Below are 23356 nucleotides of genomic sequence, written 5' to 3'. Positions count from 1 at the left end.
AGACGATGATGATCCGTCAGCTCCGTACCCTGCCGAAGACCGCCGCGGCGGCCTTCGCCCTCACCCTCGGCCTCGCCGCGTCCCTCCTGGCACCGGCCACCGCGGCCCAGGCCGCCGACCCCGCGTACAAGGTCCTCGTCTTCTCCAAGACGGCGGGCTTCCGGCACGACTCCATCCCGGTCGGCACGCAGACCATCCGTGACCTCGGCGCGGCCAACAACTTCACCGTCACCGCCACCGAGGACAGCAACGCCTTCACCCCGGCGAACCTGGCCGGCTTCCAGGCCGTCGTCTTCCTCTCCACCACCGGCGACGTGCTGAACGCCACTCAGCAGTCCGCGCTCCAGGGGTACGTGGACGGTGGCGGCGGCTACTTCGGCATCCACGCGGCGGCCGACACCGAGTACGACTGGCCGCAGTACGAGCAGCTCGTCGGCGCCTGGTTCAAGAGCCACCCGGCGATCCAGCAGGCCACGGTCAAGAACGAGGACCGGTCGCACGCGGCCACCGCGCACCTCGGCCAGACCTGGTCACGTTCCGACGAGTGGTACAACTACCGCACCAATCCCCGCCCGCAGGTCCGGGTGCTCCAGAGCCTGGACGAATCCAGCTACAGCGGCGGCGAGATGAGCGGCGACCACCCGATCACCTGGTGCCACCCGCAGGGCAACGGCCGGTCCTTCTACACCGGACTCGGCCACACCCAGGCGTCCTACGCCGACCCCGCGTTCCGCTCGCTGCTGCTCGGCGGCATCCGGTACGCGGCGGGCTTCGCCAAGGCCGACTGCCGCGCGGAGACCGGCTACACAGCGCTCTACAACGGCTCCACCACCGGCTGGTCCCAGGCCGGACCGGGCAGCTTCACCAACACCGACGCCACACTGAACGCGCAGGGCGGCATGGGCCTGTACTGGTACCGGGCGAAGGAGTACGCCTCGTACTCCCTCAAGCTGGACTGGCGCATGGCCGGGGACGACAACTCCGGTGTCTTCGTGGGCTTCCCGGCCTCCGACGACGTCAACACGTCGGTGAACCAGGGCTACGAGATCCAGATCGACGCCACCGACGCGGCCGACCGGACCACCGGGTCCATCTACGGCTTCAAGGCGGCGGACCTCACGGCGCGGGACAACGCCCTGAATCCGCCGGGGAGTTGGAACACCTACGAGATCCGCGTCGAGGGGGAGCGGCTTCAGGTCTTCCTCAACGGTGTACGGATCAACGACTTCACCAACACCGACCCGGTACGGTCCCTGGCGCAGGGGCATATCGGGATCCAGAACCACGGTACCGGTGACGACGTGTCCTTCCGCAACATCCGGATCAAGGAACTGGGCGGCACCACACCGCCCCCGTCGACCACCTACGAAGGGGAGTCCTACACCTCCGGACAGGGTGTCCAGGCGGCCGACCACGCTCCGGCGAGCGGCGGCAAGACCCTCGGCTACATCGAGAACGGCGACTGGGCGGGTTACTCCCAGGCGTCGCTCACCGGTGCGAAGACCTTCACCGCGAAGGTCTCGTCGGCCGGCGCGGGAGGCACCGTACAGGTCCGCTCGGGCTCGGCGACCGGGCCGGTCGTCGGCTCGGTCGCGGTGCCGAACACCGGTGGCTGGGAGACCTTCCGCACGGTGTCCACCACGCTGACGGGCACACCGACCGGACCGCTGTTCCTCACCTTCAGCGGCGGGGCCGGCTCACTGTTCGACATCGACACCTTCACCGTCGGCAGGTAGCCCGGCGCACGTAGCACCTGGCTCGTAGCTCGTAGCTCGTAGCACGTAGCTCGTAGTACGGACGAGTCGGCCCCGGGGATCCCTCTCCGGGGCCGACCCCATGTCCGTGAGAGCGTGTTCCGTGGGGTGTTCCGTACGTGGCTTCGGCCGATCGCGTTGACGCGTCGTACTTCATACGTCATATCTGACACATGGCCTTTACGCCCACCCCGATACCGTCCCGCACCCAGTACGTGCTCGAGGCGATCAAGAACGCCATCCTCACGGCGCGGCTCCCACCGGGACAGGCCCTGGTCGAGGCCGAACTCGCCGACCGGTTCGGCGTCTCCAAGACACCCGTGCGCGAAGCGCTCAAAACCCTCGCCGGTACCGGACTCGTCGTCATGAGCCAGTACAAGGGCGCCGTCGTACGGCACGTCGACGCCACCATGGCGCGCGAGGTGTACGACGTACGCCTGCTGCTCGAACCGGAGGCGCTGCGCCGCTCGGTGAGCCGGCGGGGCCGGCTCGACGCGGCCCAAGTCGCCCTGGACCGAGCCGAGTCGGCGGCCGACCGGGCGGACAGGTCGCTCGCCGACCGAGACTTCCACCGGGCGCTGTATCTCCCCTGCGGCAACCCGCTCCTCGCCCGGACGCTGGACGAGATCAGCGACCAGGCGGCCCTCGTGGCCACCGTGGCGTGGGCCACCGTCCCCACCCGGGAGCGCGAGGCGGCCGAGCACCGCGAGATCCTGCGGCTCGCGCTCGCGGGCGAAGCGACGGCCGCCGCGGACGCCCTGCGCCACCACATCGCGTCGTTCGTACGCCGCGCCTTCCCCGAGAACGGGGACGAGAACGGGGACGAGGACGGGGACGACGCGGGTGGCTCCGTCTCTCAGGCCGACTGAGCCGGATACGGCAACAGGTCCCCATCCGTGCGCTCCCACGCCGCGCGCAGCTCGGCCAGCAACTCCGGCCGGGTACCCGCCTTGTCGGCCTGCTCACGCTGATCGGACGCGAGATGGAATAGCTGGTCCTTACCGGACTTGCCCCGGTAGTACTTCCACTCGTCGCGCCGCAGGGCCCGCTCCCCGCGCACCCGCCAGAACAGATCACGGCCGCTCGGCGGCCCGTCGCCGCGCAGGAGGTAGCCGGCCAGACTGCGGCCGTCCAGCGGATAGGCCGGATGCGGTCGGGCACCGCCCAGCTCCAGCAGCGTCGCCGTCCAGTCCGGTGTGAACACCGGAGCCGAGCTGACCTGCCCGCCGTCGACGGCGGCGGGCCAGCGCAGCACGGCGGGCACCCGGATACCGCCCTCCAGCAGCGAGGCTTTGTTCCCGCTCAGCGGCCAGTTGAACGAGAAGCGCTCCCCGCCGTTGTCACTGGCGAAGAAGACGAGCGTGTCGCGCTCCTGGCCCGAGCGGCGCAGCGCGTCGAGCACCTGGCCGATCGAGCGGTCCAGATCCTCGACCATCTCCCGGTACTTCTCGATCGAGCCGCCGTCGCTGTGCCACAGGGCCGCCGGATCGCCCGCCTTGATCCGGCGCACGATCTCGGCGCTCTCCCGTGTGTCGCCGTCCGCGATCCAAGGCCAGTGCGGGGTGGTGAAGTTGAGATTGAGCAGCCACGGCTCGCGGTGGTCCCGCCGTATGTACTCGCTCGCGCGCTCGGTCAGGATCCGGGTGTAGTAGCGCAGATCCTTGTACTGGGCGTCGCCCTCGTAGAGGTCGTACTCGCCGCCCTGACCGAGCTTGGAGTAATACTCCAGCGCCCCGCCGAAGTTCCCGAAGAACTCGTCCCAGCCGGACCGGGTGGGGGAGTAGTCGGGCAGGAAGCCGCAGTGCCACTTGCCGATCAGCGCCGTCGCGTACCCGGCGCCCCGGAGCAGGGACGCGAGCGTCGGATGCGTCGGCTCGAGGCCGACGGACCTGTCGGCGATGGGCTCGGCCAGCCCGCCCTTCGTACGGCCCGGATAGCGGCCGGTGTAGAGCGAGAACCGGGTCGGCGAGCAGGTCGCCGATCCGGAGTAGGCGTCGGTGAACCGCACACCCTGGCCGGCCAGCCGGTCGAGGTGGGGGGTGCGGATGTGGGTGGATCCGTAACTGGACAGATCGGCCCAGCCGAGGTCGTCGCCCAGGATGAAGAGGATGTTCGGCCGGCCCGGCCGGCGTCCGGTGGCCGCGCGGAACTCCCGTTCCGGTGACGGCGGTTCGGGCTCCGCGGCGACCGCACGGCCGCCTCCCGCAACTCCTGCGGCGGCGGCTGCCGCACCGGCTCCGACGACCCCGCCGAAGGTGCGGCGGGACAGGTTTGACTTCGACGCGTGCGAAACCACGACTTCTCCAGACGGTGATGGCCCGTGGGGCGTGCCGGGGCTGGGCACGGCGCGGCCACGCGGCCGGTGAAGAGGGAAGACGAAGAAGCGCTCAGCCCATGGGGGCCGGGCGGTTCACACGCAACAGATGGCGCTCGCTACACGGACCAGGTCGACGTGGCGGCGCTCCACGAGAGTGACCCGGAGGCCACTGGGACACACCGTAGGGAGCTGCATGACCATGGAGAGTGGTCCATGGCCGGCTCGGCTGTCAACGTTCGTCCACGGGCCGGACGGGCGGACGGGTGGTCGGCCGGACGGGCGGCCGGGTAGCCGGGTGGACTCGTTGCGGCCGGCTCAGGCCGTCGTCGGCCGGCGCCGGCGGTGCACCCTCGCCTCCCACGGGCCGAGCGAGACCGTGGTGGTCACGGGCCCGGGGTCCGGGACGTTGCCGATCAGCAGCTCGGTGCCCTGCCAACTGTCGTCCGGCAGGGCGACCTCCGCCAAGTCTCCGGTGAAGTTGCCGAGGACCAGCAGCTCGGTTGCCGTATTGTCCGCAGCCACCAGCCGTCGTACGAAGGCGTACACGCGCGGGTCACGCGGCAGCAGCATGGTGAAGTCGCCGTGCACCACGGCCGGTTCGCGGTGCCGCAGGGCGATCAGCCGGCGGTAGTGGTGGAAGACGGACGACGGATCGGCGTACGCCGCCCGCGCGTTGACCTCCGTGTGGTTCGGGTGGACCGGGATCCACGGAGTACCGGTGGTGAACCCGGCGTGCGGGGAGGCGTCCCACTGCATGGGAGTACGGGCGTTGTCGCGCCCCATCGCCCGCAGCCCCGCGAGAACCCGCGCCGGGTCGGCGCCGCCGTCGACCGCCTCCGCGTAGTGGTTGAGCGATTCGATGTCGCGGAAGTCCTCGATCGAGGTGAACGGGGCGTTGGTCATGCCCAGTTCCTCACCCTGGTAGACGTACGGCGTGCCGCGGTGCAGATGCAGCACGGTGGCGAGCATCGTCGCGGATCTGACGCGGTGGCCGGGCCCGTCGTCGCCGAAGCGGGAGACGATACGCGGCTGGTCGTGGTTGTTCCAGTAGAGGCTGTTCCAGCCGGTCTCGGCGAGGCCGTCCTGCCAGCGGCCGAGGGACGCCTTCAGATCGAGCAGGTTCAGCGGCCGTACGTCGAATTTGCCGTCGCCGTGGTCGAGTCCGACATGCTCGAACTGGAAGACCATGTCCACCTCCGCGCGCGCCGGATCGGTGAACAGTCCGGCCTCCTCGACCGTGACACCCGGCATCTCACCGACGGTGAGCAGTTGTTCGGGGCGCCCGGCGAAGACCTCGCGGTGTGTCTCCTGGAGGAATTCGTGGATGCGCGGCCCCGCGCCGTGGTGGTCGCGGTCGGGCAGCGCGGGGTCCTTCGATATGAGGTTGATGACATCCATCCGGAAGCCGTCCACACCCCGGTCGAGCCACCAGTTCATCATCCGGTGGACGGCCGCGCGGACCTCGGGATTCTCCCAGTTGAGGTCGGGCTGTTTCCGGGAGAAGAGGTGCAGATAGTACGCGCCGGCCCGCTCGTCGTACTCCCAGGCGGGGCCGGAGAAGAAGGAGCGCCAGTTGTTGGGCTCGGCGCCCGGGGTGCCGGGCTCCGCGCCGTTACGGGCGGGGCGCCACCAGTACCAGTCGCGCTTGGGGCTGTCCGGACCCTGCCGGGACTCGGTGAACCACGGGTGTTCGTCGGAGGTGTGGTTGACGACGAGGTCCATGACCAGCTTCATGGAGCGCGCGTGGACGGCGGCGAGCAGATCGTCGAAGTCCGCGAGCGTGCCGAAGGCCGGATCGATGTCCTGGTAGTCGCTGATGTCGTAGCCGTTGTCGTCCTGCGGGGACGGGTACACCGGCGACAGCCACAGGACGTCGACGCCGAGAGCGGCGAGATGGTCCAGCCGGCCGATGATGCCGCGCAGGTCCCCGACGCCGTCGCCGTTCGAGTCGGCGAAGCTGCGCGGATAGATCTGGTAGACGACCGCCGACTTCCACCAGGCGTCGGGGGAGGGGGAGTTGCCGCTCATGTGTGCCTGCACCTCACGTGATCGCGTACGGGTGGCCCGGTGGTCCTGGAGGTCGTACCGGTGGTTGGTCAGAGCCTGCGGGCCTCCACGAGCACGAGACGTTCCGGGAAGAGCGTGGGCGCCCGTACCCCGGCGGCTGCCAGCATCCGGCCGGTCAGTTCCACACCCGCCGGGCGCTCCCACCAGAGCGGGTCGGACCGGTGAGGGCCTTCGGTCCGGTCGCCTGGCCCGCGGGGCCGTACCCGGTAGCGGGCGTCCGGGTCGAGTCCCGGCAGCCGTACGAGGCCCGCCGGGGACGTCACGCTCGTCGCCGTCTGGACGAGGGCGTACAGCGCGTGAGAGCGGTCGGCCGCCACCACGCCGTGCACCCACAGCGCCGGATCGGGGTGGTCGCCGTGGACGACCGTGCCGGTGTGCAGCAGCGGCCGTAGTTCCTTGTACGCGGCGACCCACTCGGCGAGCCGGGCGCGTTCACCGGGGTCGGCGGCGGTGAGATCCCACTCGATGCCGAAGTGGCCGAACAGGGCGCTCCCGGCCTGGAAGTCGAGGGTGTGGGAGCGTCCGGTGGTGTGCGCGACGGGGGAGCCGACATGCGCCCCGAGGAGTTCGGGCGGCAGCAACAGCCCTGTCCAGCGCTGTATTCGCTGCCGTTCGAGGGCATCGATGCAGTCGCTCGTCCAGACGCGGTCGGTCCGCTCCAGGATGCCGAGGTCGACCCTGCCCCCGCCGGACGAGCAGGACTCGATCTCCAGACCGGGGTGCCGGGCGCGCAGCTCGTCCAGCAGCCGGTACGTCGCGGCCGTCTGCGCGTGGACACCGGCGGCGCCGGTGGGACTGTGCCCGGCCTCCACGAGATCGCGGTTGTGATCCCACTTGAGGTAGTCGATGCCGTACTCGCCGACCAGCGCGTCGAGCCGTTCGAGCAGATAGTCGTAGGCTCCGGCGTGGCCGAGGTCGAGCACCTGCTGCTGCCGGGACTCCGGCGGGAGCCGGCCGCCCGTCGCGAGGATCCACTCGGGGTGTGCGCGGGCGAGATCGGAGTCCGGGTTGACCATCTCGGGCTCCACCCACAGCCCGAACTCCAGTTCCAGGGAACGGACATGGTCGACCAGCGGGCTCAGTCCCGAGGGCCAGACGCTCTCGTCCACGTACCAGTCGCCGAGCCCCGCGCGGTCGTGCCGACGGCCCTTGAACCATCCGTCGTCCAGCACGAAACGCTCGGCGCCGACCTCGGCGGCGGCATCCGCGAGCGCCTTGAGTGTGTCGATGTCCTGCTGGAAGTAGACCGCCTCCCAGGTGTTGAGCGTGACCGGCCGGGGCCGCCGTGGATGGCGGGTTCTGTCGCGCAGATGCCGGTGGAAGCGCCCGGCCAGCTCGTCGAGTCCGTGGCCGTACGATCCGACGATCCACGGGCTCGTGTACGACTGGCCGCCCGCCAGCAGGACTTCGCCCGCGAGCAGGGTCTCGCCGCCGCCGAGCAGCGACACACCGGCAGGTGTGCGTTCGGCGAGGGTGCGGTGGTTGCCGCTCCAGGCCACGTGCACGCCCCAGACCTCGCCCGTACGGAAACCGAAACCGCGCTCGCCCGCCAGGTGCAGCAGCGTCGCGTCGGTGCCCGTGCGGCCCCGGCGGTTCTCCCGCAGATGCGTACCGAGCGTGAACTCGTGGCGCTGCGGGCTGCGTTCGCGCAGATGCCGGCCGGTGAGGTCGAGGAGTTCGGTGGCGTGGGCGGGTACGGGGAGGGTGAGCAGCAGACCGTCGAGGACGTACGGCCGCATGTGGGTTTCGCGCGTGTCGTCAGCGTTGTCGGTGTCGGTGTCGGTGTCGGTGTCGGTGTCGAGGTTGGTGACGGTGGCGCGCTGCCGTACGAGACCGGAGGCGGTCAGCTCGATCTCCAACACGAGTCCGAGACGGGCGTGTTCGTCCACGGCGTCGACGGTGAGCTGGTGCGCCTCGAAGTGGTCGGGCGTGCGGACGGTACGGATCGAGCGGACGGTGAAGGCAGTTGAGAAGTCGGCGCCGTCGCGGTGGCCGGTGAGGCCCGGCGTACCGAGCCAGCCCGCCGAGTGCTCGGGCAGCAGGGAGAGCGGGACGGGCAGGTCGAGGGTGTTGGACATCTGCCGGGCGGCGCTCGCGGTGGCCAGATCGGCGAGACCGCTCGCGCCGAGGTCTCCGGGATCGCCGAGGTCGGCACCCCAGTGGACCACCCGGGGCAGTCGGTCACCGGTGAGGTCGAGGACCAGGCTGGTACCGGCGGCGCGCAGGTGGAGGTAGTCACGGGAGTGACCGGTGGGCATGGGGGCTCCTCGGGTGGTCCATCGGCCGTGTCGTTCGCCGTTCGGCTCGCGGTTTCTTTAGTTTCGGCGCGGAAGTTTCCGGTCGTCAATAGGTGGGTGTCATGCCGCCGGTATGGCGAAATCGCGTCTATGGAGCGATGTTTGATTTCGTCATGGAAGTAAACTGGATGAGCTGGCAGGATGGGCGGGCCAGTTGTCGGGCGCACTCCCCGCGGAGGGCTTTCCCTTGTCGATGACCCCAGCGCCGTGGACCCCACTCTCGGGAGCCGCGCACGCCGTCGCCCTGGAGGTGCTGCTGCGCGGTCCACTGCCCCGCAGTGAACTCGCCCGCCGGCTCGACCTGTCCGCGGGCAGCCTCACCCGGCTGGCGAAGCCGCTCCTGGACAGCGGGCTCCTCGTCGAGTCGGGTATCGGCCACGAATCGCGCGCGGGTCATGAAACGCGTGCCGGCCGGCCCACCCGTCCGCTCGACATCGTCGCCGACGCGCACCATTTCATCGGCGCCAAGATCACCCACGAGGAGGTCTACGCCGTCCTGACCACGCTCCGCGCCGAGGTCGTCGCGTCCGCGCGGGCGGACCTGCCGGGCCGCGACCCGGCCTCGGTCGTCGCCGTCCTGCGCTCGCTCGCGGCCGAACTCGTCGCCGGACTCGGCGCCCAACTCGCCCCGGAAGCACCGCACATCACCGCCGCCGGCGTCAGCCTGGGCGGTCGCGTGGCCGACCGCGCCACGGTGATCGAAGCGCCGTTCCTGGAGTGGGACGACGCCGTTCCTCTCGGCGCCATGCTCTCCGACGCGCTCGGGATGCCGGCGGCCGTCGACAACGACCTGCTCGCGCTCACCCGCGCCGAGCACTGGTTCGGTGCCGCGCGCGGTCACGACCGGTTCGCGGTCCTCACCGTCGGGGCGGGCATCGGCTACGGCCTCGTCGTGCACGACCGCGTCGTGGACAGCCCGGACGCGGGGGTCGGCCTCCTCGGACACTTCCCGCTCGATCCACTGGGCCCACTGTGCCCCCGGGGCCATCGCGGCTGCGCCACCGCCATGCTGTCGATGGCCTCCCTGCGCGCCGCCGCGTCGGTGGGACTGCGCCGCGATGTCTCGTACGACGACTGCCTCGACCTGGCGGCGGCCGGCGATCCGGTGGCCCGGCCGCTGGTCATGGCCTCGGGACGGGCACTGGGCCGGCTGATCGCCGCCGTCGCCAACCTCACTCTCACCACAGAGGTCGTACTCACCGGCGAGGGGATACGGCTCGCGGAGGTGGCCCACGAGGCGCTGCGCGAGGGCCTGGCGTACGACCGGGATCCGCGCGCGTCGGCGGTCTCGCTCGACGTACGACCGGTGGACTTCGCCCTCTGGGCACGCGGCGCGGCGGTGACGGCCATCCAGGCGTACGTACTGGGGACTTGAGCCTTTGCCACCCGCCCGGCTCACCGGACTGCCGGTCAAGACCGTCAGGTTCTCATCCGACCGGGCATTCGTGCCGCCGGCCGGCCGGACCCTGGCCGCCTACCGACTCTACGGCGCCGACGCCGCAGGGGGTGTCCGCCAAGTGGCCCGTCCGCCCGTGGGGGCGGGGCCGGCGCCCGCCGCGAAGCGGGTGATGTCTCGTCGGTGCGCTGCATCGCAAGGCGGAGGATCGGCGTTGTGGATGGCCCAGCCGTACGTGGCCGAGTCCGACAACGGGGGTGCGGGGGAGGTGCCGTGCCAGGCGTCGCGGGCCAGGCGGGACTTCGCGGACACGCCCTAGCTGTATTGATCACGAGCGTTGTTGACACTTGGCAGGTCTTGAACATGGCGAAGACCTCCGGTGTGGTGGGAGCTGTCTAGGAACTCACCGCACGGAGGTCTTCGTGTCCCACCGTAATGCCCGGCTGACCGTTCACGGTAGGCGACTGCTGGTCGAGCGGGTCTGCTCGGGCCGCCCGGTCGCGCATGTGGCCGCTGAGATGGGTGTTTCACGGCCCACCGCGCACAAGTGGGTGCGACGGTGGCGAGACGGGGGCGAGGCCGGGCTGCGTGACCGGTCCAGCCGGCCGCGCACGACGCCGCACCGGACCCCGGCCGATATCGAGGCCCGGGTGTGTGACCTGCGCCGGGAGCGCAAACTCGGCCCCGCCCGCATCGGCCCCGTCCTCGGCCTTCCGGCCTCGACCGTGCACCGCATCCTGACCCGCCACGGCCTGAACCGCCTTGCCTGGATGGACCGTCCGACCGGCACCGTGATCCGCCGCTACGAACGCGAACGCCCCGGCGAGCTGATCCACGTGGACGTGAAGAAACTCGGCCGCATCCCCGACGGAGGCGGCCACAAGGTGCGGGGCCGCGACGCCGGCCGCCCGATCCGCGGCATGGGCTACGACTACGTCCACTCCGCCGTCGACGACCACACCCGCCTCGCCTACAGCGAGATCCACCCGGACGAAAAGGTCACCACCTGCGCCGCCTTCCTCACCCGCGCCGCCGCGTTCTTCCACACCCACGGCATCACCCGCATCGAACGCGTCCTGACCGACAACGCCTGGGCCTACCGCAAGGGCCTGGCCTGGAAGGCCGCCCTGGCCGACCTCGGCGCCACCGGCAAACTCACCCGCCCCTACCGGCCCCAGACCAACGGCAAGGTCGAACGCTTCAACCGCACCCTCGCCGACGAATGGGCCTACCAGCGCCCCTACACCTCCAACACCGAACGCACCACGGCCCTGGCAGACTTCCTCCACACCTACAACCACCACCGCGGCCACACCGCACTCGGCGGCCACCCACCCATCACCCGCGTCAACAACCCTCCGGGTCAATACACCTAGCCCGCCCGCTCCTTGTGCGGACGCTGCGCGAACCGGGACCGGACCTCCCCACGATCCGTCAAGTCGTGCGCCAGAAAATCCCGTTGCCTGATGTCGCCGCCGCGCACGCCGTGCCGCCGGCCGGCCGGACGAGGACGGCACCGCCCGCCGTCACCGGCTGCTCGCGCGGCTGATGACGGCGGGCGATGCGCGTCGGGAGCGCTGCCTTCAACTCCTCGCCGTCATCAACGGGTGGCGGGCTCCGGAGAGTCCGGCGCCGGCGTTCGGCTGGTTCGGCCGGGCCCCGCGCGTCCGGACACCGGACATCACCACTGGTACGGGAGGTACTTTCCGTCGAGCGTGATCACCACGCGGTCACCCGCCGGGTCGGGCACGCGCTGGACGTCGAGGCGGAAGTTGATGGCGCTCATGATGCCGTCGCCGCACTGCTCGTGAATCAGTTCCTTGATGGTCGGACCGTAGACCTGGACGACCTCGTACAGCCGGTAGATCGTCGGATCCACCGGTACGGCCGCGTCCAACGCCCCGCGCGAGGGCTGGAGTTGGAAGGCGAGCGCGGCATCGTCGCCGAGTTCGAGGAGCGCGGCCGCCGTGGCTGCCTCGTCCTTGCCCATCGGGTGCTGGCCGAGGAGCGCGGCCGTGGTCCAGGCGAGCGGTTTGCCTACGGCCTCGGCCAGTTGGGCCCACGTGATCCCGGTCTTCACCTTCGCCTGGCGGACGGCTTCGGCGGCTTCGTGCTTGCTGAGCATGTGCCTCTCCATTCCCGGACTGCGGCCCTGGTAGCACGCGGCCAAAGCATAGGAGACGGCAGGAGGGGCGGGAGAGGGCAGCGGGACAGCCGTCTCCGCGACGGAGGCGCGCGAGGCGCGCCTCGCGCGTCGCGGAGACTCACGGCGGGTGGGCTCACGCCAGTGACGTGCGTGCCTTGCGGAGCCCGATGAGCTGGACATCGGCGAATCCCAGCACCGCCACCGCCTGGGCCACGATCAGCGCCGTGCCCAGCCCGGTCGGGTCGAGCCACCCCGCGGCGGCCGTCACGGCGCTGAGCGCGAACCACGCCAGATTGCTGCCGATCACCAGCCGCACCGCCGTACGGTGCGGCGCCGACGCGGTGCTCACCCGCCCGACGAACAGCGCGTAGAGCACCAGGAACGCGCCGATCCCGGCGAGGAACGCGACAGGCAGGCCGAGTGCCGAGTCCAGCGCGGCGCAGCCGATCAGCGCGGCGGCCCCCACCCCTCCGGTGGCCACGGCGTCGAGCCGCAGCGCCAGCCGCAGCAGTCGGACGTCGCCGAGTACGGCGGTGGAATCGGCGGACGCGGAGGTAGGGGACGGGGCGGGGACACCGAACGAATCCGATGAACTCATGGGTTCCTCCTCGGGAAGCGGCTCAGGGACGGCCCGGACGGGGCCTAACTCCCCTGATGGTTCTCGAAGTCGCCGACCTGGTCGATTACCCGAGAGGTAATGGGCGGCAGGGAGCCGAGGAACGCGCCGAGCGCGGCGTCGAACTCCGCCCGCCGTTCCAGATTGGGCAGATGCCCGGCGCCCTCGATGACCGCGAGCGTCGCGTCCGGTATCCCGTCACTCATCACACGCGCGTCGGCGACCGGCGTGTACTCGTCCTCGCTGCCGACCACCACGAGCGTCGGCACCGCCACGCGCGGCAACATGCCCACGTAGTCCGGCCGTTCGGCCCGGCCGCGCAGCGCCGCCGCCGCGCCCTCGGGCGGTGCGCCGCGCATCATGTCCCGTACGTGCCCGGCCACCGCCGGCAGCGCCTCGACGTTGTGCGGCGCGACCATCTTGGTCAGCACCTCGTCCGCGTACGGCCCCATGCCCTCCCGCAGCAGCCGGTCGGCCATCGCGTTGCGTGCCACCTTGCCCGGCTGCGTCTCGGCGGCGGCGAAGGTGTCGGCGAGCACCAGGGCCCGGACCCGCTCCGGGAACAGCCGGTAGAACTCGAGGACGATCTGGCCGCCCATGGACAGTCCGCCCAGCACGACCCGGTCGACGCCGAGCCGGTCGAGCAGGGCGGCGATGTCCCACGCGAAGGTGGTGAGTGTCGTCTTGCCGGGCAGCACGGTGGCTTCGCCGTAGCCGCGCAGATCCGGGGCGATCACCCGGCGCCCGGGGCCGGCGAATGTCTCGATCTGGGGCCGCCACATCGAGCGGTCGAACGGATGGCCGTGTACGAGGACCAAGACCTCACCACCGTCACCGTCATCGCCGCCGCCCCTGCCCCCGCCCCCGCCCCCGCCGTCCCCGCCCTCGTCGTCGTACGTCACGGTGATGTCGTACAGCGTCATGCTGCTCATGTGCGCGTCCTTCGCCCTCGTCCGGTGCACGGCGCCCCTACCGCTCGGCTCCGTGCGTTCCCCCTTGCCTTCTCGATGCTAAATGGTGCAATATCTCAATGCAATGTCGAAATTGATCTCGGTGCAATATTGTGCGACCGTGATCGGCACGCACACGAGGGAGCGCCATGGAGGACTACCGACTGATCGCCGACCAGCTCGCGGCCGACATCCGGGCCGGCCGGCTGCGCCCCGGCGAACGCCTGCCACCGCAGCGCACGTTCGCCCGGAGCCGTCGCATCGCCAACTCCACGGCGGCCAGGGTCTACGGAGAGCTGATCCGGCGCGGACTCGCCGTCGGCGAGGCGGGCCGGGGGACCTTCGTACGCGCCGCGCCGCCCGGACCGCAGCCGACGCTCACCGAGCCCAGCGAGGCCAGGGTCGACCTGGAGGTCAACTTCCCCGTACTGCCCGAGCAGGCCGACATGCTCGCCGCCGGCATGGCGCGCCTCCAGCGCCCCGACGTGCTCGCCGCGAGCCTGCGGCCCCTCGGCGGATCCGGGTCCGCCGCCGCCCGCGAGGCGTCCTCGCTCCTGCTCGCGCGCGCCGACTGGACTCCGCACCCGGAGCGGATCCTGTTCGCCGGCAACGGCCGCCAGGCGATCGCGGCGGCCCTCGCGGCCTGCGTCCCGGCCGGGGAACGGCTCGGGGTGGAGGAGTTCACCTACCCCGTCGTCAAGGGCATCGCCGCCCACCTCGGGATCACCCTCGTCCCGCTCGCCATGGACGAGGACGGACTCCTGCCCGAAGCCCTGGCCGACGCCCCGCCGCTGCGGGCCGTCTATCTGCAACCCACGCTCCACAACCCGCTGGGCATGACGATCCCGCCGCACCGCAGGGCCCAACTCGTGGAGACGATGCGGGCGTTGGACCTGTACGTCATCGAGGACGCCATCTACGGATTCCTCCACGAGGACATGCCGCCGCTCGCCGCGCTCGCCCCCGAACGCACCATCGTCCTGGACAGCATGTCCAAGCGGCTCGCGCCCGGACTGACCCTCGGCTTCGCCGTGGCACCCGCCGCGTTCGAGCAGCGCCTGGCCTCCGCCCTGCGCTCGGGAGCGTGGTCGGCGGCCCGGTTCGCCCTGGACGCCGCCACGCAGTGGATGGCAGACGGCACCGCCGCCGCGATCGGCCGGGCCAAGCGCGCCGACGCGGTGGAGCGCCAGCGCATCAGGGCCGAGAGCCTGGCCGGCTTCACCGTGCGTGCCGATCCCCGGAGTTACCACTGCTGGTGGGAGCTGCCCGACCACTGGCGCGCCGAGACCTTCGTCGCCGCCGCGGCCCGCCTCGGCATCGCCATCGCGCCCGGCGCCGCGTTCACCGTGGGCACCGGGCGCGCTCCGAACGCCGTCCGGCTGGCCCTGGGCACGCCCGCCCATCGCACGCTGGCCGACACCCTCGACCTCCTCGCCACCCTGGCACGCGGCACCCCCGAGGACGCCGCGCCGGAGTGATGCGAGGCGGACCGACCCGGGACTGTCAGCCCGTCAGACGTGGCGGCAGCCAGCCCAGTTGGACCACTTCCTGGTAGGCGTCGCCGCCCTCATGGCCGTTGAACTCGTACACCTCGATCGTCCGGTCCTCGTGCGGGTAGGCGTTGAAGGCCGCGAACACCGTCGACGGCGGGCACGTCTTGTCCTCCAGCGCCGCCGAGAACAGCGCGGGCGCCCGGCCGCGCGCCGCGAAATGGACTCCGTCGAAGTAGCTGAGCGTCCGCCGGACCTGATCGCCCCGGCGGCGGTAGGTGTTGAGGTACTTGCCCACCTCCTTGTACGGATGCCGGTCGGTGAGCGTCGTCGCCCGGGGGAAGTCGCACAGGAACGGCACGTCCGGCGCGATCGCCACCAGGTCCGGTATCAGTCCGCCCACCGCCAGCGTGATCCCGCCACCCTGGCTCTGGCCGATCGCGGCCGTGCGGGAGGCGTCGGTGAGCGGATGGGAGCGGGCGGCCTCCACCGCGCGGACGGCGTCGGTGAAGACGCGGCGGTAGTAGAAGTCGTACGGATCCTCGATGCCCCGCGTCAGGAAACCGGGGAACGCGGACGCGCTGCCCACCGGGTCGGGAGTGTCGCCGCCGCCCCACCCCGCGCCCTGCCCCCGTGTGTCCATCACGAAGTACGCGAAACCGGCGGACGCCCAGAGCAGATGCGAGTGGGGCAGCCCGCGCCCGCCGCCGTAACCGGCGAACTCGACCACCACCGGCAGCGGTTCACGAGTCCCGGCCGGCAGGACGAACCAGCCCTTGACGGGGTGGCCGCCGAAGCCGGCGAAGGTCACGTCGTACACCTCCACGGTCGACAGTCCCGTCGCGACGGGCTCGAAGCGGGCGTCGAGATCGTGGGTGCGCGCCTCGGCGAGAGTCTTCGTCCAGAAGGCGTCGAAGTCGGCAGGTTCCACGGACCGGCTGCGGTAGCTCCGTAGCTCGTCAAGGGGCAGGTCGAACAGGGCCATGTGCCGGATCACCTCGGGTTTCGCGGGGGGACAGGCCCACCGTACGGGCCGGAGGGGTGGCAAAAGAAGTCCGGTACGAACTCTTGACCGACGCCGTCCGCAGGGGCCAAAGTACTCGTTAATGCGCATTACTAATACGCATTAACGATCCGGAGGAACACGGTGGAGGAACCCAGGAAGCGGGCCCGGCCGGGCCGGACCCCCGCACCCACGGGCCGCACGTCCCGGCCCCGCCAGGCCGAGGTCGCCCGGCTCGCCGGGGTCTCGCAGGCCACGGTCTCGCTGGTGCTCGGGGCGCGGAAGCAGGGCGCCACGATCTCCGAGGAGACCCGGCGCAAGGTGCTCGACGCGGTACGCATCCTCGGGTACGTCCCCGATCCGGCCGCCAGCCGGCTGGCCGCCGCCCGCAACAATCTGCTCGGCGTCTTCAGCTTCACGTCCACCTTCCCGACCGACGTGCAGCACTCGTACTACCCGTTCCTCGTCGGCGTGGAGCGGGAAGCGGCGGCACGCGGTTACGACCTGGTGCTGTTCACCGGCTCCAGCACGGGCGGCGCGGGGGCCGCCGGACCGCACGCCCTCAATCGGGTACGGCTCGCCGACGGCTGCCTGTTCCTCGGCCGCCACGCGCCCGCCGACGAACTTCTGCGCCTGGTCGCCGACGGCTTCCCCGTGGTCCATCTCGGCCGCAGGGACGAACTGGAGGGCCTGGCGTGGGTCGGCGCCGACTACGTCAGCGCCAGCCGGGAGGTCGTCGCCCACCTCGCCGCGCTCGGCCACCGGCGCATCGTGCTCGTACGCGAGGACGACGAGGCGCCCGCGTCCACCGACCGTGAACACGGCTTCCTCAAGGGACTTGAGGAGACGGGGCTGCCCGGCGGCCCGGACGCCGTCTTCCGCTCCGCCGACCCGGAGCACGACCTGACCGCCGAGCGGCTGCGCGGCTGGCTCGACGACGGCGTCACCGCGTTCGTCGCCGAGGAGACCGACACCGGTGACGCCTGGCGCGCGCTGCACGGCGCCGCGCACTTCGTCGGCATCGACTGCCCGCGCGACGCCTCGCTCGCACTGCTCGGCAGCCCGCCGCCGGATCTGTCGGACGGGCCGACACCCACCGGATTCGACATCCCCCGCCCGCAGTTGGGCGCCGCCGCCGTGCGGATGCTCGCCGCGCTGGTGGCGGGGGAGCAGGCCACGGAACCGCTCGTGGCCTGCGCCTTCCGACCCGGCACCACGGCCGGCCCACCACCGGCCCTCCACCCCTGACCCCTACCGCCCATCGCCCATCGCCCATCGCCCATCGCACCAAGCACCGACGCACACACAGCACTTCAAGGAGACCCGTGACATCCGCACCCGACATCCTCATCGTGGGCTCCGGGCTCGGCGGCGTGGCCGCCGCCCTCGCCGCCTGCCGGGCCGGACGCACCGTCGTCCTCACCGAGGAGACGGACTGGATCGGCGGCCAGCTCACCTCCCAGGCCGTCCCGCCGGACGAACACCCGTGGGTCGAGCAGTTCGGCACCACCGCCTCGTACCGCACCTTGCGCGAGTCCATCAGGGACCACTACCGCCAGTGGTACCCGCTGCGCTCCGAGGCGCTGGCCCTCACCGATCTCAACCCGGGCGCGGGCCGCGTCAGCAAGCTCTGCCACGAGCCGCGCGTCGCCCTCGCCGTCCTGGAGGCGATGCTCGCGCCGCACCGCTCGTCGGGCCGGCTCACGCTCCTGACCGAACACCGCCCGGTCGCCGCCGAGACGGGCGACGACGACACCGTACGCTCCGTCACCCTCACCGACCTGCGCAACGGCGACCCCGACAACCGCCGTACGATCAGCGCCCGTTACGTCATCGACGCCACCGAGACCGGTGAACTGCTCGAACTCGCCGGGGTCGAGCACGCGATCGGCGCGGAGGCGCGGAGCGAGTACGACGAACCGCACGCCCCCGACGAGGCGCAGCCCCTCAACCAGCAGGGCATCACCGTGTGTTTCGCGCTCTCCCACCACGAGGGCGAGGACCACACCATCGACCGGCCGGCCGACTACGACTTCTGGCGCGCCTACCAGCCCGACTTCTGGCCGGGCCCGCTGCTCGGTTTCCTCGCGCCGGACCCCCGCACCCTTGAGGCCGTACCGCGCACCTTCGTCCCCAACCCGGAACTCGACCCGCTGGACGTCACCGCCGACCAGTCCGCCGACGCGGGCGACAAGGAGCTGTTCGGCTTCCGCCGTATCCTGGCGCGCAAGCTGCACCGGCCCGGCGCTTTCGACTCCGACATCACCCTCGTCAACTGGCCCCTGAACGACTACTGGTTGAAGCCCCTGATCGGCGCCGGCGAGGAGACGTCGGCCGCCGCGCTCGCCGAGGCCCGCCAGTTGTCGCTCTCCGTCCTGTACTGGCTCCAGACCGAGGCGCCGCGCGCCGACGGTGGCCAGGGATTCCCCGGACTGCGCCCGCGCCCCGATGTCACCGGCACACCGGACGGGCTCGCCAAGGCGCCGTACGTACGCGAGTCGCGCCGCATCAAGGCGGTCACCACCGTCACCGAGCACGACGTCGCGATCGACATCGTCGGCCCCTACGGCGGCACCCGCTACCGGGACTCCGTGGGCGTCGGCAACTACCGCATCGACCTGCACCCCTCCACCGGCGGCGACAACTACATCGACATCGGCTCGGTGCCCTTCGAGATCCCGCTCGGCGCGCTGATCCCGCGCCGCGTCCGCAATCTGCTGCCCGCCGGGAAGAACATCGGCACCACCCACATCACCAACGGCTGCTACCGGCTCCACCCGGTGGAATGGAACATCGGCGAGGTCGCGGGCGCACTGGCCGCGCACTGTGTCGCCGAGGGCGTCGAACCGCACCAGGTCCAGGCCGAGGACAAGCGGTTCGACCGATTCGCCCGGCTGCTCGACCGCGAAGGAGTGCAGCGCCACTGGCCCGACGTACGCGGCTACTGACGACACCCGGCAACACCGGGGCGAAGCGGCCGGGCGGAAAGCAGCTCCACCTGCCCCGCCCGGCTCAGGGCCTGTCGTGCGGATCTTGCCGGGCTCGCGGTCCCTGGCACGCACGCTCTCCCCCGTAGCCCCCGAGGGGGCACGGGAGGTACCCCCTCCGTTGTCGTCGGTCGCCAACGCTCCGCGTTGTCTCCCTCCTCCGCCTTGCGATCGCACGCACCAGACCCCGCTCCCTGATCCGGCCTGATCCACACGACAGGCCCTACCGCCCACGCCGTACCAACTGTGCACAAGGAGGTGCCCAAGCCATGAACACCCACCGCATCCGCGTCGGCATCGACGTGGGCGGAACCTTCACCGACGCCGTGGCCGTAGACGCCACGACCCTGCGACTGCTGGGACAGGTCAAGGTCCCCACCAGCCACCACCACGAGGACGGCGTCGCCCACGGCATCGTCGAAGCTCTCGACCGCCTGCTGGAGCAGACCGGACACGCCCCGAAGGACGTGGCCTTCCTGGCCCACGGCACCACTCAGGCTACCAACGCCCTGCTGGAGGGCGACGTCGCCACCGTCGGACTGATCGGCGTCGGCGCCGGTCCGAGCGCCGGATTCACCCGCAGACTCGCCGCCTTCCGCAGGCTCGAACTCACCCCCGGCAAGCGGCTTCCGCTCGCCTACGCCCATGTCGCCGACCCGAACGACGCGCCCGCCGTACGCGCCGCCGTCGCCGCCGTCGTCCAGGAGGGCGCCCAAGTCGTCGTCGCCAGCCAGCCGTTCAGCGTCGACCGCCCCGAGGGCGAGGACACGGTCGTCGCCGTGGCCAAGGAGCGCGGACTGCCGACGACCGCCGCGCACGACATCACCTCGCTGTACGGGCTCCACAAACGCACCCGCACCGCCGTCGTGAACGCCGCGATCCTGCCCCGCATGCTCGCCACCGCCGACCTCGTCGACGCCTCCATCACCAAGGCGGGCGTGAGCGCGCCGCTGATGGTGATGCGCTGCGACGGGGGAGTGATGTCGCTGGACGAGATGCGGCGCAGGCCGCTGCTCACCGTGCTGTCCGGACCGGCGGCCGGGGTCGCCGGCGCGCTCATGCAGGAGCGCGTCAGCGAGGGCCTGTTCCTGGAGACCGGCGGTACGTCCACCGACATCAGCGTCGTACGGCGCGGCAAGGTCGCCGTCCGGCACGCCACCATCCTCGGCAAGACGTCGTATCTGTCGGCGCTCGACGTCAGGACCGTCGGTGTCGGCGGCGGCTCCATGGTCCGTATCGGCGGCGGCAAGGTCACCGGCGCCGGACCGCGCAGCGCGCACATCGCCGGGCTGCCGTACGCCTGTTACGCGACCCTGGACGATCTGCGGGACGCGAAGGTCACCACGATCCGGCCGATGGACGACGACCCCGCCGACTACGCGGTGCTCGACGCCGCCGGCGGACGCTTCGCGATCACCATGACGTGCGCGGCCAACGCGCTGGGCCGGGTCCCCGAAGGGGACTTCGCGCACTGCGACCCGGCGGTGGCGAAGGCCGCGATCGCGCCCCTGGCCGCCACGCTCGGCACGGACGTCGCCACGGCGGCGGCCCGCGTCCTGGACGCCGGCACCGACCAGGTGAAGACCGTGGTCGACGGGATGATCCGCGACTACCGCCTCGACAAGGACACCGCCGTGCTCGTCGGCGGCGGCGGAGGCGCGGCCTCCGTCACCCCGCACCTGGCGGCCGTCACCGGCCAGGAGGGCAGGATCGCCCGCCACAACGAGGTCATCAGCCCCATCGGCGTCGCGCTCGCCCTCATCCGCGAGCAGGTCGAACGCATCATCCCCGGCGCCGGACAGGAACAGATCCTCGCCGTACGCGCCGAGGCAGAGGCCGCCGTCGTCGCCCAGGGCGCCGCCGCCGACGGCGTCGAGGTGGAGATAACCGTCGACCCGCAGACCAGCACCGTGCGGGCCGTCGCGACCGGCGCCACCGAGCTGCGCACGCAGGACCGCGCCCACCGGGCCGACGACGCCGACCGGCTGCGCGCCGCCGCCGACAGCCTCAAGACCGACCCGGCGTCGGTGCGCGTGCTCGCCGGCACGCCCGCGCACACCGTGTACGGCACCGACGTGCACCGCCGGTTCCGCGCGGACCGCCACCCGGTGCGGGTCGTGGACGCCGACGGGGTCGTACGGCTCCACGCGCCGGACGCCCGCGTCGAGACCACCACTGTCGGCCGCGCGCCCGAAGTCCTCGCCGCTCTGGTGAAGGAGGCCACGTCGTACGGCGACGGCGGCGTCCGCGCCCCGGCCCTGCGGCTCCTGCTCGGCTCCCGGATCGCCGACCTCTCCGGCGTACTCGACCCGCAGCCGCTGCTGGCACTGGCCCGCAGCGAACTGCGCGCCCGCGCCGCCGACGAACCGGTCGTCGCCGTGCTGGAGGTGCGCTCATGAGCGCCGCCGCCCTCCTCGACCGCACCGCGCTCGCGGCGATGCGAACGCTCGAAGCGACCGACGACATCGAGTTCGGCGTCCGGCTGCTCGCGAACACCCCCACGCACGAGGGCCGCGACCCGGCCCTGCTGCGCCGATGGGCGCGTACCGCCGACGAGTTCGGCGCCACGCTCGCCCCCGTGACGTGCACGGCCCGCGTCGTGGAGAGCGGTGACGGCCTGGAGAAGGGCCTCCTCGCCCGCTACACCTCCCGGCCCGTACCGACCGTCGAACTGTTCACCGACACCCTCGCCCTCGCCGAGGAACTGACGGCCCGGCTCGACTGGCGCCACTGGTATCCCGCCGGGTCGCTGCGGGCGGCGGCGATCGCCCACGAGGCCGTACACGAACAGCTTCATCACGGACCGGCGAAGACCGCTCTCAAGCGGTCCCTGAACCACGTCGTACTGCGCGCGGGACGCCACCGGCTGTACGGGCATGTCGCGGGCGCCGACGAGATCGCCGCCCACGCCTACGCCCGCACCGTCTGCGGACTCGGCCGCAGCCCGCTCCTGCTGACGGCCGCCCTGGCCACCGCCGCCGAGGCGCGGCACGGCTCCTCGCACACGTCGTCGCACGGAAGAAAGAAGTAACGCCATGGGCGTCGTCATCCTTCTCGTCATGGCGGCCGGTGTCGCCGCGATGCTCACCCGCAGACTCCCCACCGCCTTCGCCCTGGTCATCCTGGCCGTCGTCATCGCCTTCCTCGCGGATGCCCCGCTGACCGGCGAGAACAGCGTCCTGGACACGGTCATCCAGGAGGGCGCGCCGGCCCTCGCCGCCACGATGATCGCGATCCTGCTGGGCTCCTGGCTCGGCAAGCTCCTGGACGAGACCGGTATCGCCGGCACCCTCGTCCGCAAGATCGTGGAGTTCGGCGGCGACCGCCCCGTCGTGGTCGCCCTCGGCGTCCTCGGCGTCTCCACCGTCGTCGGTACGGTCACGGGCTCGGCGCCCGCCGCGATGCTCGCCGGCATCGTCGGCATCCCCGCCATGATCGCCGTCGGTATCCCCAAGGTCACCGCCGCCGGCACGATCCTGATGGGCATCGCGGCCGGTATGCCGTTCGAGCTGCCCATCTGGCAGTTCTTCTCCACCGCGCTCGAACTGCCCGTCGACACCGTGCGCGGCTTCATGATCAAGCTGTTCCCGTTCGCGCTGGCCGCCGCGATCCTGTTCGTCCTCATCGAGACCCGGCGGCGCGGCGTCGAACACGCGTGGTCGCTCAAGTCCGCCTCCGCGAAGCCCACTTCACGCCGCAAGCAGCTCGGCGACGCCCCGTGGTACGCGCTGCTCACCCCGCTCGTACCGCTGATCCTCGCCCTCGGCTTCGAGATCCCGATCCTGCCGTCGATGCTGGCCGGTGTCCTGTACGCGCTGGCCACCACCACCCGGCCGGGCGAGATGAACAAGCGGCTGCTGCGCACCCTGTACGGCGCCTTCGAGATCGCGGCGGCGCCGATCGTGCTGTTCATCGCCATCGGCATCCTGCTCGCCGCGGTGAAACTGCCCGGCGCGGTGGAGGCGCTGGAGCCGTTGATCAAGGCGGTCAGCCCACAGAACCCGGTGCTGTTCGTCGCCGTCTTCACCCTGCTCGTACCGCTGTGCCTCTATCGCGGGCCGCTGAACGTCTTCGGCCTCGGCGCGGGCATCGCCGGTGTCCTGATCGCCGCCGGCATCTACCCGGCCGTCGCGGTGCTGGGTCTGGCCACCTCGTACAACCAGGTCTTCGGTGTGTCGGACCCGACCAGCACCCAGACCGTATGGAGCGCGCAGTACGCGGGGGTCACACCGCAGCAGGTGATGCTGCGGACCCTGCCGTACGTGTGGGCCGTCGCGCTCGGCGGATTCTGCGTCACCGCCGCCACCTATCTGTGATCTCTCAACTCCTCGGA

At 71.5% G+C, this 23356-nt stretch carries 18 protein-coding genes; 10 read left to right on the top strand and 8 right to left on the bottom strand.

Translation table 11 applies throughout. From position 1 onward, the window contains the following. Positions 1–8 precede the first annotated feature (8 nt). Positions 9–1736 carry a ThuA domain-containing protein gene (locus OG329_RS01995; RefSeq protein WP_405801614.1) on the top strand — a complete coding sequence of 576 codons (1728 nt, stop codon included), beginning with the start codon at positions 9–11 and terminating at the stop codon, positions 1734–1736. 191 nt (positions 1737–1927) lie between these two features. Continuing rightward, positions 1928–2623: a GntR family transcriptional regulator gene (locus OG329_RS01990; protein ID WP_405792170.1), complete on the top strand. Its 696-nt coding sequence runs from the start codon at positions 1928–1930 to the stop codon at positions 2621–2623. Here the strand turns inward: OG329_RS01990 and OG329_RS01985 are convergent. The 4 genes from OG329_RS01985 to OG329_RS01970 form a co-directional block, all read right to left on the bottom strand. Then, positions 2611–4050, bottom strand: coding sequence for a sulfatase (locus tag OG329_RS01985; protein WP_405792168.1), 1440 nt, complete (start codon positions 4048–4050; stop codon positions 2611–2613). The two genes, OG329_RS01990 and OG329_RS01985, sit on opposite strands and share 13 nt — an antisense overlap. Positions 4051–4164: 114 nt before the next feature. Continuing rightward, positions 4165–4266: a putative leader peptide gene (locus tag OG329_RS01980; protein ID WP_405792167.1), complete on the bottom strand. Its 102-nt coding sequence runs from the start codon at positions 4264–4266 to the stop codon at positions 4165–4167. A 120-nt stretch (positions 4267–4386) separates the two neighbouring features. Continuing rightward, entirely contained in the window at positions 4387–6099 is a 1713-nt protein-coding gene (locus tag OG329_RS01975) for an alpha-glucosidase (RefSeq protein ID WP_405792165.1), read from the bottom strand. Positions 6100–6167: 68 nt separating this feature from the next. Further along, positions 6168–8396, bottom strand: coding sequence for an alpha-galactosidase (locus tag OG329_RS01970; protein WP_405792164.1), 2229 nt, complete (start codon positions 8394–8396; stop codon positions 6168–6170). Between the two features lie 232 nt (positions 8397–8628). Here OG329_RS01970 and OG329_RS01965 point away from each other — a divergent pair, with 232 nt between their 5' ends. Both OG329_RS01965 and OG329_RS01960 read left to right on the top strand, forming a co-directional pair. After that, the gene (locus OG329_RS01965; protein ID WP_405801612.1) at positions 8629–9810 is read left to right on the top strand and encodes an ROK family protein; all 1182 of its coding nucleotides are present in this window, start codon (positions 8629–8631) and stop codon (positions 9808–9810) included. A 443-nt stretch (positions 9811–10253) separates the two neighbouring features. Continuing rightward, the gene (locus tag OG329_RS01960; protein WP_405792162.1) at positions 10254–11207 is read left to right on the top strand and encodes an IS481 family transposase; all 954 of its coding nucleotides are present in this window, start codon (positions 10254–10256) and stop codon (positions 11205–11207) included. A gap of 305 nt (positions 11208–11512) precedes the next feature. Here the strand turns inward: OG329_RS01960 and cynS are convergent, their stop codons facing one another. From cynS to OG329_RS01945, 3 genes are all read right to left on the bottom strand, one after another. Beyond that, positions 11513–11956 carry a cyanase gene (cynS, locus tag OG329_RS01955; protein ID WP_405792160.1) on the bottom strand — a complete coding sequence of 148 codons (444 nt, stop codon included), beginning with the start codon at positions 11954–11956 and terminating at the stop codon, positions 11513–11515. Positions 11957–12110: 154 nt separating this feature from the next. After that, the gene (locus tag OG329_RS01950) at positions 12111–12575 is read right to left on the bottom strand and encodes a hypothetical protein (RefSeq protein WP_405792158.1); all 465 of its coding nucleotides are present in this window, start codon (positions 12573–12575) and stop codon (positions 12111–12113) included. Between the two features lie 44 nt (positions 12576–12619). Further along, complete coding sequence (locus OG329_RS01945) at positions 12620–13525, bottom strand: alpha/beta fold hydrolase (protein ID WP_405792156.1); 906 nt, start codon at positions 13523–13525, stop codon at positions 12620–12622. A gap of 167 nt (positions 13526–13692) precedes the next feature. On the opposite strand from OG329_RS01945, the gene OG329_RS01940 reads away from it, so the two are divergent. After that, positions 13693–15021, top strand: a complete 1329-nt coding sequence (locus OG329_RS01940; RefSeq protein WP_405792154.1) for a PLP-dependent aminotransferase family protein — start codon at positions 13693–13695, stop codon at positions 15019–15021. A 25-nt stretch (positions 15022–15046) separates the two neighbouring features. Here OG329_RS01940 and OG329_RS01935 read toward each other — a convergent pair whose 3' ends face one another. After that, positions 15047–16018, bottom strand: coding sequence for an acetylxylan esterase (locus tag OG329_RS01935; protein WP_405792152.1), 972 nt, complete (start codon positions 16016–16018; stop codon positions 15047–15049). 162 nt (positions 16019–16180) lie between these two features. On the opposite strand from OG329_RS01935, the gene OG329_RS01930 reads away from it, so the two are divergent. The 5 genes from OG329_RS01930 to OG329_RS01910 all read left to right on the top strand — a co-directional run bounded on the left by OG329_RS01930 (position 16181) and on the right by OG329_RS01910 (position 23339). After that, positions 16181–17284 (top strand): LacI family DNA-binding transcriptional regulator, encoded by a 1104-nt coding sequence (locus tag OG329_RS01930; RefSeq protein WP_405792151.1) that lies wholly within the window; start codon positions 16181–16183, stop codon positions 17282–17284. A 77-nt stretch (positions 17285–17361) separates the two neighbouring features. Next, positions 17362–18984 (top strand): FAD-dependent oxidoreductase, encoded by a 1623-nt coding sequence (locus OG329_RS01925; protein ID WP_405792149.1) that lies wholly within the window; start codon positions 17362–17364, stop codon positions 18982–18984. Between the two features lie 308 nt (positions 18985–19292). Further along, a complete protein-coding gene (locus tag OG329_RS01920; RefSeq protein WP_405792147.1) occupies positions 19293–21422 on the top strand; it encodes a hydantoinase/oxoprolinase family protein in 2130 nt (709 codons plus the stop codon). Further along, entirely contained in the window at positions 21419–22054 is a 636-nt protein-coding gene (locus tag OG329_RS01915) for a hypothetical protein (protein WP_405792145.1), read from the top strand. Before OG329_RS01920 ends, OG329_RS01915 begins: the two co-directional genes overlap by 4 nt. Before the next feature lie 4 nt (positions 22055–22058). Then, on the top strand, positions 22059–23339 hold the full coding sequence (locus tag OG329_RS01910) for a transporter (protein ID WP_405792144.1): 1281 nt from the start codon (positions 22059–22061) through the stop codon (positions 23337–23339). The last annotated feature ends 17 nt before the right edge of the window (positions 23340–23356 follow it).

The sequence above is a fragment of the Streptomyces sp. NBC_01506 genome, from assembly GCF_045040295.1.
Taxonomy (GTDB): domain Bacteria; phylum Actinomycetota; class Actinomycetes; order Streptomycetales; family Streptomycetaceae; genus Streptomyces.
The sequence above is the reverse complement of the archived record's forward strand: the minus strand, read 5'-3'. Positions and strand labels throughout refer to the sequence as shown.

Coding starts and splice junctions, on each gene's coding strand:
- OG329_RS01995 (WP_405801614.1), top strand. CDS start 9: ATGATCCGTCAGCTCCGTACCCTGCCGAAGACCGCCGCGGCGGCCTTC.
- OG329_RS01990 (WP_405792170.1), top strand. CDS start 1,928: ATGGCCTTTACGCCCACCCCGATACCGTCCCGCACCCAGTACGTGCTC.
- OG329_RS01980 (WP_405792167.1), bottom strand. CDS start 4,266: ATGCAGCTCCCTACGGTGTGTCCCAGTGGCCTCCGGGTCACTCTCGTG.
- OG329_RS01975 (WP_405792165.1), bottom strand. CDS start 6,099: ATGAGCGGCAACTCCCCCTCCCCCGACGCCTGGTGGAAGTCGGCGGTC.
- OG329_RS01970 (WP_405792164.1), bottom strand. CDS start 8,396: ATGCCCACCGGTCACTCCCGTGACTACCTCCACCTGCGCGCCGCCGGT.
- OG329_RS01965 (WP_405801612.1), top strand. CDS start 8,629: ATGACCCCAGCGCCGTGGACCCCACTCTCGGGAGCCGCGCACGCCGTC.
- cynS (WP_405792160.1), bottom strand. CDS start 11,956: ATGCTCAGCAAGCACGAAGCCGCCGAAGCCGTCCGCCAGGCGAAGGTG.
- OG329_RS01950 (WP_405792158.1), bottom strand. CDS start 12,575: ATGAGTTCATCGGATTCGTTCGGTGTCCCCGCCCCGTCCCCTACCTCC.
- OG329_RS01945 (WP_405792156.1), bottom strand. CDS start 13,525: ATGAGCAGCATGACGCTGTACGACATCACCGTGACGTACGACGACGAG.
- OG329_RS01940 (WP_405792154.1), top strand. CDS start 13,693: ATGGAGGACTACCGACTGATCGCCGACCAGCTCGCGGCCGACATCCGG.
- OG329_RS01935 (WP_405792152.1), bottom strand. CDS start 16,018: ATGGCCCTGTTCGACCTGCCCCTTGACGAGCTACGGAGCTACCGCAGC.
- OG329_RS01920 (WP_405792147.1), top strand. CDS start 19,293: ATGAACACCCACCGCATCCGCGTCGGCATCGACGTGGGCGGAACCTTC.
- OG329_RS01915 (WP_405792145.1), top strand. CDS start 21,419: ATGAGCGCCGCCGCCCTCCTCGACCGCACCGCGCTCGCGGCGATGCGA.
- OG329_RS01910 (WP_405792144.1), top strand. CDS start 22,059: ATGGGCGTCGTCATCCTTCTCGTCATGGCGGCCGGTGTCGCCGCGATG.